The organism is Streptomyces sp. NPDC046308 (genome assembly GCF_055588065.1).
The window spans coordinates 985,532-998,405 of the sequence record NZ_JBVJFB010000002.1 but is presented as its reverse complement, the minus strand read 5'-3'; the positions used below and the strand labels follow the sequence as shown (position 1 = coordinate 998,405).

Below are 12,874 nucleotides of genomic sequence, written 5' to 3'. Positions count from 1 at the left end.
TGATGTCCCGCGAGTCCCAGACCGCCCAGCCCGCCGCGTCCGACCGGCCCGAGCTGCCCGGCACACTTCCGGACCACCTGCGTACCGAACTGATTGCCTTCCGCCGGGACTTGCACATGCACCCGGAGCTCGGACACCAGGAATTCCGTACCACCGCGGCGATCAAGGCCCGGCTGGAGAAAGCCGGCCTGCGACCACGGGTGCTGAAGTCCGGCACGGGCCTGATCTGTGACGTCGGCACCTGGGACGGCGGCCGGCCGATGCTGGCCCTGCGCGCGGACATCGACGCCCTGCCCATCCCGGACGCCAAGACGCACGTCTCGTACCGCTCGACCGTCCCGGACCGCGCCCACGCCTGCGGCCACGACGTGCACACCGCCGTGGTCCTCGGCGCCGGCCTGGTGCTCGCCGAGCTCGACCGGCAGGGGCTGCTGCCCCGCCCCGTACGGCTGCTCTTCCAGCCGGCCGAGGAGGTGCTGCCGGGCGGGGCCACCGACGCCATCGACTCCGGGGTGCTGGACGGTGTGGGCCGGATCGTCGCCGTGCACTGCGACCCCCGGGTCGACGCGGGGCGGATCGGGCTGCGGGCCGGGCCCATCACGTCGGCCTGCGACCGGCTGGAAGTCACCCTGTCCGGCTCCGGCGGGCACACCGCGCGGCCGCACCTGACCACCGACCTGGTCACGGCCGCCGCCCGGGTGGCCGTGGACGCCCCGGCCCTGCTGGCCCGCCGGATGGACGCCCGCTCGGGGATGTCGGTCACCTGGGGCCGGATCGAGGCGGGGCACGCCTGCAACGTCATCCCGATGCACGCCGAGCTGTCCGGAACCGTCCGGTGCCTGGACCTGAACGCCTGGCACGAGGCGCCGGACATGCTCTACGCGGCGATCGACGAGATCGCGACCATGCACGGGGCCAAGTTCGAGATCAACCACGTGCGCGGGGTGCCGCCGGTGGTCAACGATCCGGTGATCACCGAGTTGCTGCGCGAGGCGATGGCGGCCCGCTGCGGCGCCGAGTCGGTCGAGGACACCGAGCAGAGTCTGGGCGGGGAGGACTTCTCCTGGTACCTGGAGCACGTCCCGGGCGCCATGGCCCGCCTGGGGGTCCGTGCTCCCGGGGACACCGCCAAGCACGATCTGCACCGCGGTGACTTCGACGTGGACGAGGACGCGATCGCGGTCGGCGTGGAGTTCTTCACGGCCGCCGCCCTGCTCGACGGGCGTCGCGCGGTCTCCGCCCGGTAGCGGCGGGTACCGGCCGGAGCGAAGTTCCTTACAACATCGGCGATTCTCCTGCCGGGCGTGTCCAGCCCTTGGTACACAAGGGCTGGACAGGTAAGGAGTCACCAATCGGTCACTGTCCGGTTCACGACGATCCGATAACGACTCATGAACGGGCCTTTAACTGACATCTACGCGCGTTACGATCGCCGCGAAACCAGCGCCGGTCGTGGCGCTTCGGTCAGGTTTTGAAGGAGCCTCCCCTTGCGCCGGATCACCAGGATCGCCACCGTGGGCATCGCGTCCGCGGCGCTGGCCCTCTCGGCCACCGCCTGTGGCGGTAAGAAGTCCTCTGACGCCTCCTCCTCCCCCTCGGAGTCGGGTCAGAAGTCCGCTGCCATCGCGTACGACATCGGCGGCCGCGGCGACCAGTCGTTCAACGACGCCGCCTACGCCGGCCTGAAGAAGGCCGAAACCGATCTCAAGATCAAGGGCGCCGAGGCGGAGCCCACCGACGGCGAGGGCGAGGCCGACAAGGTCCAGCGCCTCACCGAGCTCGCCCGCAAGGGCAACAACCCGGTCATCGGTGTCGGTTTCGCCTACGCCCCGGCCATCAAGAAGGTCGCGGCGAAGTTCCCGGACACCACGTTCGCGATCATCGACGACACCTCGGTGACCGGCCCGAACATCGCCAACCTCGTCTTCAACGAGGAGCAGGGCTCCTACCTGGCCGGCGTCGCCGCCGCCAAGGTGTCGAAGACCGGCACGGTCGGCTTCATCGGCGGTGTCGAGGTTCCGCTGATCAAGAAGTTCGAGGCGGGCTTCACCCAGGGCGTCAAGGACACCAACCCGAACGCCAAGGTGCTCTCCCAGTACCTGACCCAGCCGCCGAACTTCGACGGTTTCGCCAAGCCCGACCTCGGCAAGGCCGCCGCGCAGGGTCAGATCGACGCGGGCGCGGACGTCGTCTACGCCGCCGCCGGTCTCGCGGGTTCCGGTGCCATCGAGGCCGCTTCGGCCAAGGGCAAGTGGGCCATCGGCGTCGACTCCGACCAGTACAACCAGGCCGGTCTGGCGAAGTACAAGGACTCGATCCTGACCTCGGTCACCAAGGACGTCGAGGACTCCGTCTTCAACGTGATCAAGTCGGTCCAGGACGGCAAGCCGACCACCGGTGAGATCCGCTACGGCCTGGACAAGGACGGCGTCGGCCTGGCCGACTCCAACCCGAAGTACAAGGCGATGGCCGACGTCATCGCCGCGGTGGAGAAGGCCAAGGCCGACATCATCGCCAAGAAGATCGAAGTCAAGACCCAGCCGTAAGGCCGTCGCTGACATCCAGTCCTGGTCTCCGGGGTCCGGGAAGCGGTCTCGATCGCTCCCGGGCCCCGAGCCACGTTCTGTGATCACTAGTCTGTGACCAAGTGGCCCCATGGCCGCGAGTTTTCACTTCCGACAGTGCTACGCGCGTAGAAGCATCGTGGACGCGATACTTTCACTCCCCGCCCTGTCCCCCCTGCCTTCCGCTCCTTCCGCGCCAAGGAGAGTGCGTCATCAACGCGTCCAGCCCGCCCCCCGCCGTAGAACTGCACGGCATCACCAAGCGCTTCCCCGGCGTCGTCGCCAACAAGGACATCGCGATCACCGTCCGCAAGGGCACGGTCCATGCCTTGATCGGCGAGAACGGCGCCGGCAAGTCGACCCTGATGAAGATCCTCTACGGCATGCAGAAGCCGGACGAGGGCACCATCGCCATCGACGGGGAGCAGGTCTCCTTCAGCACCCCCGGCGACGCCATCGCCCGCGGCATCGGCATGGTGCACCAGCACTTCATGCTCGCCGACAACCTCACCGTCCTGGAGAACGTGGTTCTCGGCGGCGAGAAGCTCCACGGCATCGGCGCCAAGGCCCGCAAGAAGATCAAGGAGATCTCGGACGCGTACGGCCTCGGCGTACGCCCCGACGCCCTGGTCGAGGACCTCGGTGTCGCCGACCGTCAGCGCGTGGAGATCCTCAAGGTCCTCTACCGCGGCGCGCAGATCCTCATCCTCGACGAGCCGACCGCAGTGCTCGTGCCGCAGGAGGTGGACGCCCTCTTCGACAACCTGCGCGAGCTCAAGGCCGAAGGCCTGACCGTCATCTTCATCTCGCACAAGCTGGGCGAGGTGCTGAAGGTCGCCGACGACATCACCGTCATCCGGCGCGGCACCACGGTCGGCACCGCCGACCCGAAGACCGCCACCACCAAGCAGCTCGCCGAGCTGATGGTCGGTGCCGAGCTGCCCTCGCCGGAGACCCGCGAGTCGACGGTGACCGACATCCCGATGCTCCAGGTGGAGAACCTGACCCTGGCCGCGTCCGACGCCGTCGTCGCCGAGCCCGAGGTCCTGATGCCCGCGGCCCCCGCGGACTCCGCGACCGTGGAGAAGGCCGAGGCCGGCCGCCTCCTGCTGGACGACGTCAGCTTCACCATCCACAAGGGCGAGATCCTCGGCATCGCCGGTGTCGAGGGCAACGGCCAGACCGAGCTGATCGAAGCCCTCATGGGCATGGCCTCCGCCGACGCGGGCGTGATCACGCTGGACGGCAAGGACATCACCAAGGCCCCGGTGCGCAAGCGCCGCGAGGGCGGCATCGGTTACATCCCCGAGGACCGGCACCGGCACGGCCTGCTGCTGGAGTCCCCGCTGTGGGAGAACCGCATCCTCGGTCACGTCACCGAGGCGCCCAACTCCAAGCGCGGCATCCTCGACCCGAAGGCGGTCCGCAAGGACACCGAGCGGATCGTGCGCGAGTACGACGTCCGCACGCCCGGCATCGAGGTCACCGCGGCGTCGCTCTCCGGCGGCAACCAGCAGAAGCTGATCGTCGGCCGCGAGATGAGCCACAACCCGAAGTTCCTCATCGCCGCCCACCCCACCCGCGGCGTGGACGTCGGCGCGCAGGCGCAGATCTGGGACGCGATCCGCGACGCCCGCCGCGAGGGCCTGGCCGTCCTGCTCATCTCCGCGGACCTGGACGAGCTCATCGGCCTGTCCGACACCCTGCGGGTGATCTACCGCGGCCGCCTGGTCGCGGACGCCGACCCCGCGACCGTCACCCCGGAGGAGCTCGGCACCGCCATGACGGGCGCCGCCTCCGGGCACCTGGAAGCCACCGACAACCACTCCGCCGCTGCCGACGGTGACACGACGGAGGATGAGGCCCGATGAAGAAATTCGACAAGGACCGGCTGCTCCTCGGCTTCGCCGGGCCCGTGCTGGCCCTGGTCAGCGCCTTCCTGCTGACCATGATCGTGCTGGCGGCGACGGGCATCGACCCGATCGAGCCGCTGCGCCTCATGGTGGAGAACGCCGGCTACGAGGACGTCCAGGTCCTCATCGTCAACCAGGCCGGTACGTACTACCTGGCGGCCCTGGCCGTGGCCATCGGCTTCCGGATGAACCTCTTCAACATCGGCGTCGACGGCCAGTACCGCCTCGCGGCGATGCTCTCCGCCGTGGTCGGTGCGGCCGTGGCCCTGCCGGGCCCGCTGCACCTGCTGCTGATCGTCCTCGTGGCGATGTTCGTCGGTGCCTTCTGGTCCGGCATCGCCGGTGTCCTCAAGGCCAAGCGCGGGGTGAGCGAGGTCGTCTCCACGATCATGCTGAACGCCATCGCGACCAGCCTGATCGCCTGGCTGATGCTGACGAAGAACCTCGGTGTCCAGATCGCGGGCTCCAACGACCTGACGACAGGCGACATCGCCGAGTCGGGCTGGTTCCCGGCCGTGTCCCTCGGCGACGGGCTGGAGCTGTACGGCTTCACCTTCGTGGCCTTCGCCCTCGGCATCGTCTACTGGTTCGCGCTCAACCGGACCCGCTTCGGCTTCGACCTGCGCGCCACCGGCGCCAGCGAGTCGGCCGCCCAGGCCTCCGGCGTCGACGCCAAGAAGATGATCATCACCTCGATGCTCATCTCCGGAGCGGTCGCGGGTCTCGCCGGCATGCCGCAGCTGCTGGGCGAGACGCACACCTACAACCTGGCCTTCCCGGTCGGTGTCGGCTTCACCGGCATCACCATCGCGCTGCTCGGCCGCAACAGCCCCGTCGGCATGCTCTTCGCCGCGTTCCTGATGGCCTTCATCGACAAGGCCTCGGCCTCGCTCGACCAGGCCGGGTACGCGAAGGAGATCGGCACGATCATGAAGGGCCTGATCGTGATCGCGGTCGTCGTCTCGTACGAACTCGTCGGCCGCTACGGCGTCCGGCGCCAGCAGCAGAAGGTCGGCGAGGAGCTCGCCGCCGGGCACGCCATCAAGACCGACAAGGAGGTCGCGGCGTGAGCACCAGCACTGTCTCCGCGACGGCTGCCGCCCCCAAGAAGTCCGGCGGTCGCAAGAAGCTCACCCTGCCCTGGATCATGCTGATCACCGCGGGCGGCCTCGCGCTGGTCTCGCTGGTCCGCCTGATCAGCGGCGCGAACGACCTGACCTCCGTCGGCCAGGTCTCCGGCGCGCTCTCGCTCGCCGTGCCGATCGGTCTCGCCGGCCTCGGCGGCCTGTGGGCCGAGCGCGCGGGCGTCGTCAACATCGGCCTCGAGGGCATGATGATCCTCGGCACCTGGTTCGGTGCCTGGGCCGGCTACCAGTGGGGCCCGTGGACCGGCGTCATGGCCGGCATCATCGGCGGCGCGATCGGCGGCCTGCTGCACGCGATCATCACGATCACCTTCAACGTCAACCACATCGTCTCCGGTGTGGCCGTCAACATCCTGGCGCTGGGCTTCACCCAGTACCTGTCGAACTTCACCTTCGCGGACGCGCCCGGCGGCTCCTCCAAGCAGTCGCCGCAGGTCGAACCGATCTACAAGATCACCGTGCCAGGGCTGTCCGACTGGATGTCCGACCTCCAGGCCAAGCACTGGTTCTTCGTCTCGGACCTCGCCGGCGTCATCGGCGGCCTGGTCACCGAGCTGTCGCTGCTGACCATCGTCGCCCTGCTGCTGATCCCGGCCACCTGGTGGGTGCTGTGGCGGACCACCTTCGGCCTGCGGCTGCGCTCCTGCGGTGAGAACCCGATCGCCGCCGAGTCGCTGGGCGTCAACGTCTACAAGTACAAGTACATCGCCGTGATCGTCTCGGGCGGCCTGGCCGGCCTCGGCGGCGCGTTCCTGTCGATCGTCGCCAGCCCCATCTACCAGGAGGGCCAGACCGGCGGCCGCGGTTACATCGGTCTCGCCGCGATGATCTTCGGCAACTGGATGCCGGGCGGCATGGCGCTGGGTGCGGGCCTGTTCGGCTTCATCGACAGCCTCAAGCTGCGCGGTGGCGCCACGAACGTCCACGCGATGCTGCTGCTGATCGCCATCGTCCTGGTGCTCGTCTGCGCCTGGCAGCTGTACAAGAAGAAGTACCTCCAGGCCGGCATCTCGGCGGCCTGCGCAGCACTGCTGTTCGTCTGGTACGCGATGACCGACTCGGTGCCGAGCCAGTTCGTGGACGCGGCCCCGTACGTGACCACGCTGCTGGTGCTCGCGCTGTCCGCGCAGCGCCTGCGGATGCCGAAGGCGGACGGCATGCCGTACCGCAAGGGCCAGGGCAAGTGACCCCGGCCCACGCCGTGGACTGGGAAGCCCTGCGGACGGCCGCCCGGGAGGCGATGACCCGGGCGTACGCCCCGTACTCGGGCTTCCCGGTCGGGGTCGCCGCACTCGTCGACGACGGCCGCACCGTCGTCGGCTGCAACGTGGAGAACGCGAGCTACGGACTCGGCCTGTGCGCCGAGTGCGGCCTGGTGTCCTCCCTCCAGGCCACCGGCGGTGGCCGACTCACGCACTTCACGTGCGTCGACGGCCGGGGCGAGATCCTCGTGCCGTGCGGCCGCTGCCGGCAGCTGCTCTTCGAGTTCGGCGGACCGGACCTGCTGGTGGAGACCCCGAAGGGGATCCTCCCGCTGGCGGAGATGCTGCCCCAGGCCTTCGGGCCCGACCACCTGAGATAGCCGTGCCGACGGCCCTCCGCCCCTGCCGGGCGGAGGGCCGTCGTACTTCCGCAAACCCCTCTCTCTATGCGCGTAGAAGGAAGCACCACATGGACGTCATCTCCGTCATCCGGACCAAGCGGGACCGCGGTGAGCTGAGCCCCGAGCAGATCGACTGGGTCATCGACGCGTACACGCGCGGTGTCGTCGCCGACGAGCAGATGTCGGCGCTGGCGATGGCCATCCTGCTGAACGGCATGAACCGCACGGAGATCGCCCGCTGGACCGCGGCGATGATCGCTTCCGGCGAGCGCATGAACTTCGACTCCCTCTCCCGCCCCACCGCCGACAAGCACTCCACCGGTGGCGTGGGCGACAAGATCACCCTGCCCCTGGCCCCGCTCGTGGCCGCCTGCGGCGCCGCCGTCCCGCAGCTCTCCGGGCGCGGCCTCGGCCACACCGGCGGCACCCTCGACAAGCTGGAGTCGATCCCCGGCTGGCGCGCGCTGCTGTCCAACGAGGAGATGCTGCACGTCCTCGACACCACGGGCGCCGTCATCTGCGCGGCCGGCGACGGCCTGGCCCCGGCGGACAAGAAGCTCTACGCGCTGCGCGACGTCACCGGCACGGTCGAGGCCATCCCGCTGATCGCCTCCTCGATCATGTCCAAGAAGATCGCCGAGGGCACCGGCTCGCTCGTCCTGGACGTGAAGGTCGGCACCGGTGCCTTCATGAAGAACATCGAGGACGCCCGCGAGCTGGCCCGCACCATGGTCGGCCTCGGCACGGACAGCGGCGTCAAGACCGTCGCCCTGCTCACCGACATGTCCACCCCGCTCGGCCTGACCGCCGGCAACGCCCTCGAAGTCCGCGAATCGGTCGAGGTCCTGGCCGGCGGCGGCCCCGCCGACGTGGTCGAGCTGACCATCGCCCTGGCCAAGGAGATGCTGGACGCCGCGGGCATCAAGGACGCCGACCCGGCGAAGGCCCTCGCCGACGGCTCCGCGATGGACCACTGGCGCCGGATGATCGCAGCCCAGGGCGGCGACCCGGACGCGACCCTGCCGGTGGCCCGCGAGCAGCACGTGGTCACCGCCCCGGCCTCGGGCGTCCTGACCCGCCTCGACGCGTACGGGGTCGGCGTCGCCGCCTGGCGCCTCGGCGCCGGCCGCGCCCGCAAGGAGGACCCGGTGCAGGCCGGCGCGGGCGTCGAGCTGCACGCGAAGCCGGGCGACACCGTCACCGCCGGCCAGCCGCTGATGACCCTGCACACGGACACCCCGGAGAAGTTCGAGTACGCCCTGTCCGCGCTGGAGGGCGCGTACGACGTCTCCCCGGCCGGCACGGCCTTCTCCGCCATGCCGATCATCCTGGACCGCATCGCCTGACCTGCGGCTTCCCTTTCGGGTGAACGGGACCGGTGGACCCCCGCCGGTCCCGTTCGGCATGCTGGGATCGGTGACGAACCGATTGAGGAGCACACCATGAGCGCACTCGCAGTCGAGCACCAGCCTCCGAGCGGTGACGACTGGGATTCGGTCGTCCGTCTCTGGGAGGAGATGGACTGGCCGGAGGGCTGCAAGGTGGAGATCATCGAGGGGATCATCACCGTGGCACCACCGCCCGTCAACGACCACAACCTGATCGCGGAGTCAGTGCAGCGCCGCCTGTATACGGTCATCCCCGATGACTGGGGCGTCCACCAGACCCTCAACGTGGCCGTCCCGAGCCGGAGCGGTCTCTACGTTCCGGACCTCGCGGTCGTGCCGAGGGAGAAGGTCCCGGAAGGGGAGAGCTTTGTTCCGGCGGCCGCCGCCGAACTCGTCGTCGAGGTGACCTCGAAGTCGAACGCCGTCAGCGACCGCGTCGCCAAGCTCAACGGCTACGCCGCGGCGGGCGTACCGCTCTACCTGCTCATCGATCCCCACGCGACGGGCAGCCCCACCATCCACCTGTACGGCGAGCCCGGCGACGGCAAGTACCGCCTTCTGCACGCGGGCAAGTTCGGCGAGGCCGTCCATCTCCCCAAGCCGTTCGACCTCGTCCTCGACACCTTCGGCTTCCCCCGCCCCTGACCGCGGAGCCGGGGGGGCTTCACCGGGCCGTGGGGCGGGACCGCCGATGAGTTCCGGCGGGTGGGGGAGTCATCCCCTCGTGGAGACCAGACGACTCGTGCTGCCCGGACCCGGACCGACCCGGCGTGACACCGCGCGGCTGTGCGCGCGGCTGGCCCGGCTGTACGAGGGCGGGGCGACGACGGTGGAGTGCGATGTGGGGGCCGTCACCGCGCCGGACCTGGCCGCGGTCGAGGTGCTGGCGCGGCTGCGGCTGACCGCCCGCGGGCGCGGGGGTTTCACCGTGACCGGCGCCGGCCCGGCCCTACGCGCCCTGCTGGGCCTCGTGGGACTCGTCGAGCTGCTCGGGGAGCCCGAAGAGGGGGAACCAGCGGGCGGTGTCCAGGAAGGCGTTGAGCCCGACGATCCTGCCGCCTGAGATCTCCAGGACCTGGAGCGCCCACGGGGTGTGGCCCTTCCCGTCCGCGGCCGGCCGGTACTGCCCGAAGGCGGGCAGGCCGTTCGCCGTCGTCGGGACCAGCCGCGAGCCCTTGCAGCCGATGCCCTGGTTCAGGTGCCAGGCCGCGATGTCCTCGTGGCCGCGCAGCCACAGGTCGAACGGCGGCATCGACAGCACCGCGTCCTCGTGCAGCAGCGTGGTGAGCCGCGTGATGTCGTACGCCTCGAAGGCGGACACGTACCGCTCCAGCAGCTTCGCCTGGTCCGGGTCGAGCGGGTCCGCCGGATCGCTGTCGCGGATGCCCTGCGAGGCCAGGGTGGCCCGGGCCCGCTGCAGGGCGCTGTTCACCGAGGCCACCGTGGTCTCCAGCAGCCGGGCGACCTCGTCGGCCTTCCAGGCCAGCACCTCGCGCAGGATCAGCACCGCCCGCTGCTTCGCCGGCAGGTGCTGCAGCGCCGCGACGAAGGCGAGCCGGACGGACTCCTTCGCCAGCGCCATCTCGGCCGGATCGGCGCTCTGCGGCAGCACCCGGCCGTCCGGGACCGGCTCCAGCCAGGTCACCTCGGGCCGCTCGTTGAGCACGGCGGAGGCCTGGTGCTGCGGGGCGGTCAGGTCCATGGGGCGGGCCCGCTTGTTCCCCGCGTTCAGCAGGTCCAGGCAGACGTTGGTGGCGATCCGGTACAGCCACGACCGCAGGGAGGAGCGACCCTCGAACTTCTCGTAGGACCGCCAGGCACGGACGTACGTGTCCTGCACGGCGTCCTCCGCGTCGAAGGACGAGCCGAGCATCCGGTAGCAGTAGCCGGTGAGCTCGACGCGGTACCGGTCCATCGCCGCGTCGAGGTCCGTGCTGGTGGCGAGGTCGCTCATGTCCGTTCATCCCCCTGCTGGTTCGGCTACTCCCGAAACTATCGGAGGCCTCTGACAACGGCAGCCGGAAGCGCTCGACCGTCCCCGAGGACACCCAGTCTGTTGATGTCAAGTATCTTGACGTCAAGATTGAATTGGGGCAGGCTTCCCCAGGTATCTCGACATCGAGATACCTGGACGGTGGATGCGGGGGCCTGGATGAGGCGCGGCGGGGAGATCCGGAAGGCACGGCAGCGGGAGGCCGGGCTGTTGGCGCAGTTGCGCCGGCCGCCGGGCGGCCGGGACGCGCGGATCATGCTGCTCGCCCAGTTCCTGGACCGGGCGGGCACGGGCCTGTGGGCCGCGTCCTGCGTCCTGTACCTCACCTTCGTCATCGGCCTCGACGCCGGGCGGCTCGGCCTGCTGCTGGGCGCGGCCGGAGCGGCGGGCATCGCCGGGTCGCCGCTGGCCGGCCACCTCGCCGACCGCTTCCCCCTCCGTGCCCTGCTGATCGGCTGCCACCTGGTCCGCCTCGGGACGCTCTGCGCGCTGCTGGCCGTCACCGACTTCGCGGTGCTGCTGCCCGTCTTCGCCGTCACCCACCTGGGAGACCGCGCGGCCAAGACGCTGGAGATGCTCTTCGCCACCCGCGTCGCGGGCGAACGGCGCGCCACCTACCAGGCGCTGTCGCGCAGTTCGGCCAACGCCGGCTACGCCCTCGGCGCCGGCCTCGCCGCCATCGGCCTCGCCGTCGGCACCCGGGGCGCCTACCACGCGCTGATGCTGGCCAACGCGCTGTCGTTCCTCGTGGCCGCGCTCCTCGTGTGGCGCACCCGGGAGCCGGGCGGCCGCGGGCTGGTGGCCGCGACCGGGGCAGGGCCTGCGACCGCGACCCAGGCAGGGCCCACGACCGCGACCGAGGCGGGCCCCGCGCGGAGCGCCTGGCGGGACCGCGGCTACCTCCGGTTCGTCCTGCTCGACATCCCGATGAACCTGGACGACTCGATCCTCGGCGTAGGCCTGCCCCTGTGGCTGGTGAGCCAGACGGCGGCGCCGCACGCCCTGATCCCCGCCTTCCTGGTCCTCAACACCGTGCTCGTCGTCGTCCTGCAGCTGCGCGTCTCGGCCCGATTCCGGGGCGCCCGCGCCGCGACGCGCGCGGTCGTCCTGTACGGGGTGACCACGCTCGCCTGCTGCGTCCTGCTGGCCGCGGCGGCCGGCGGCGGGACGTGGACCGCCTCGGCGGCCCTGCTCGCCGCGGCGGTGCTGGCCACCGGGGCGGAGCTGATGCGCTCGGTGAGCTCCTGGGAACTGGCGGTCTCCCTCGCGCCCCCGCAGGCGCGGGCCTCGTACCTCGGTGTGGCCGGCATGGCCCAGTCCGTGCAGAAGTCTGCCGGACCGCTGCTGCTCACCGGCGCGGTCATGACGGCCGGCCCCGCGGGATGGCTGGTCCTCGGGGCGGCGGTGGCGGGCCTGTCCCTCGTCCAACGGCGGTACGGCCTGCGGCGGCTGGACGAGCTGCGGGCGGTGGCCGAGCGCGCCCCGGCGGAGCCCGCCCCGGCCCGGTGAGGGCTCACGTGCCGGGCTTGCGGCCGTACACGTAGACGTCCTCGCCCTTCCCCAGCAGGTTCCAGTACGCCTTGGCGTCGGCGAGCCGCATGTTCACGCAGCCGCCCGAACCGGGCGGGTTCCACATGCTCTTGGTGGTCGAGTGGAAGGCGATGCCGCCGTCGAAGAACTGCGCGTACGGCATGGAGACGTCGTAGAGCGTCGACCAGTGGTCGATGCTGCGGTAGTAGATCTTCTTCAGGCCGGTCCGGGTCTCCGTGCCGTCCTTGCCGGTACGGACCGGGACGGGCCCGTACTTCAGCGCCGCGCCGTCCTGGATCCAGCTGAGCTGCCGCGTCAGGTCGACGCAGGCGATCCGGCCGCGGTTCACCGGGCACTCGCCCGCCCTGTTCGGGGTGCTGCCCGCCGCCCGCTGCGCCAGCATGGTGCTCATCGTCTGCCAGGTCAGCGGTCCGGCGTACCCCTGGGCCGGGGTGATCCCGTGCGTCGCCTGGAACGACCTGATCGCCGTGCAGTCCGCCGCGGACTGCCTCCCGTCGACGGGCCGTGCCAGGAACTGCTCCACCTGCCGCTGGTACGGCCCTGCCGTGAGGTTGCAGGAGGCGGCCGCCCGCGCCGTCCCGCCTCCCGCGACCACCAGCGGCAGCGCCAGCGCGACCACCCCGCCCAGCACCGTCGCCCGCCGCTTCACGCGCCCGCGTGTCGTCAGCGTCCCCATCCGGTCCTCCCCTGTTCGCACAGCTTCCGTCCACCGTGTTG

Annotated in this window: 12 protein-coding genes; 10 read left to right on the top strand and 2 right to left on the bottom strand. The window is 70.6% G+C overall.

Annotated elements, in window-relative coordinates; all coding sequences use genetic code 11:
• The first annotated feature begins 2 nt into the window (after positions 1-2).
• From ACZ6JT_RS11950 to ACZ6JT_RS11910, 9 genes are all read left to right on the top strand, one after another.
• Positions 3-1,247, top strand: a complete 1,245-nt coding sequence (locus ACZ6JT_RS11950) for an amidohydrolase (RefSeq protein WP_469209647.1) — start codon at positions 3-5, stop codon at positions 1,245-1,247.
• 240 nt (positions 1,248-1,487) lie between these two features.
• Entirely contained in the window at positions 1,488-2,546 is a 1,059-nt protein-coding gene (locus ACZ6JT_RS11945) for a BMP family lipoprotein (RefSeq protein ID WP_376619534.1), read from the top strand.
• 230 nt (positions 2,547-2,776) lie between these two features.
• Complete coding sequence (locus ACZ6JT_RS11940; RefSeq protein WP_469209645.1) at positions 2,777-4,435, top strand: ABC transporter ATP-binding protein; 1,659 nt, start codon at positions 2,777-2,779, stop codon at positions 4,433-4,435.
• Positions 4,432-5,547: an ABC transporter permease gene (locus ACZ6JT_RS11935; protein WP_385813788.1), complete on the top strand. Its 1,116-nt coding sequence runs from the start codon at positions 4,432-4,434 to the stop codon at positions 5,545-5,547. Before ACZ6JT_RS11940 ends, ACZ6JT_RS11935 begins: the two co-directional genes overlap by 4 nt.
• Positions 5,544-6,809: an ABC transporter permease gene (locus ACZ6JT_RS11930; protein WP_469209284.1), complete on the top strand. Its 1,266-nt coding sequence runs from the start codon at positions 5,544-5,546 to the stop codon at positions 6,807-6,809. Before ACZ6JT_RS11935 ends, ACZ6JT_RS11930 begins: the two co-directional genes overlap by 4 nt.
• A complete protein-coding gene (locus tag ACZ6JT_RS11925; protein WP_469209283.1) occupies positions 6,806-7,204 on the top strand; it encodes a cytidine deaminase in 399 nt (132 codons plus the stop codon). Before ACZ6JT_RS11930 ends, ACZ6JT_RS11925 begins: the two co-directional genes overlap by 4 nt.
• A gap of 89 nt (positions 7,205-7,293) precedes the next feature.
• Complete coding sequence (locus ACZ6JT_RS11920) at positions 7,294-8,571, top strand: thymidine phosphorylase (protein ID WP_469209282.1); 1,278 nt, start codon at positions 7,294-7,296, stop codon at positions 8,569-8,571.
• 96 nt (positions 8,572-8,667) lie between these two features.
• On the top strand, positions 8,668-9,258 hold the full coding sequence (locus ACZ6JT_RS11915) for a Uma2 family endonuclease (protein WP_469209281.1): 591 nt from the start codon (positions 8,668-8,670) through the stop codon (positions 9,256-9,258).
• Positions 9,259-9,337: 79 nt separating this feature from the next.
• The gene (locus ACZ6JT_RS11910) at positions 9,338-9,676 is read left to right on the top strand and encodes an STAS domain-containing protein (protein WP_469209280.1); all 339 of its coding nucleotides are present in this window, start codon (positions 9,338-9,340) and stop codon (positions 9,674-9,676) included.
• Here ACZ6JT_RS11910 and ACZ6JT_RS11905 read toward each other — a convergent pair.
• Positions 9,563-10,567: a sigma-70 family RNA polymerase sigma factor gene (locus ACZ6JT_RS11905; RefSeq protein WP_469209279.1), complete on the bottom strand. Its 1,005-nt coding sequence runs from the start codon at positions 10,565-10,567 to the stop codon at positions 9,563-9,565. The two genes, ACZ6JT_RS11910 and ACZ6JT_RS11905, sit on opposite strands and share 114 nt — an antisense overlap.
• A gap of 198 nt (positions 10,568-10,765) precedes the next feature.
• On the opposite strand from ACZ6JT_RS11905, the gene ACZ6JT_RS11900 reads away from it, so the two are divergent.
• Complete coding sequence (locus ACZ6JT_RS11900; RefSeq protein ID WP_469209278.1) at positions 10,766-12,115, top strand: MFS transporter; 1,350 nt, start codon at positions 10,766-10,768, stop codon at positions 12,113-12,115.
• A 4-nt stretch (positions 12,116-12,119) separates the two neighbouring features.
• Here the strand turns inward: ACZ6JT_RS11900 and ACZ6JT_RS11895 are convergent, their stop codons facing one another.
• Complete coding sequence (locus ACZ6JT_RS11895; RefSeq protein WP_469209277.1) at positions 12,120-12,833, bottom strand: L,D-transpeptidase family protein; 714 nt, start codon at positions 12,831-12,833, stop codon at positions 12,120-12,122.
• Positions 12,834-12,874: the final 41 nt, after the last annotated feature.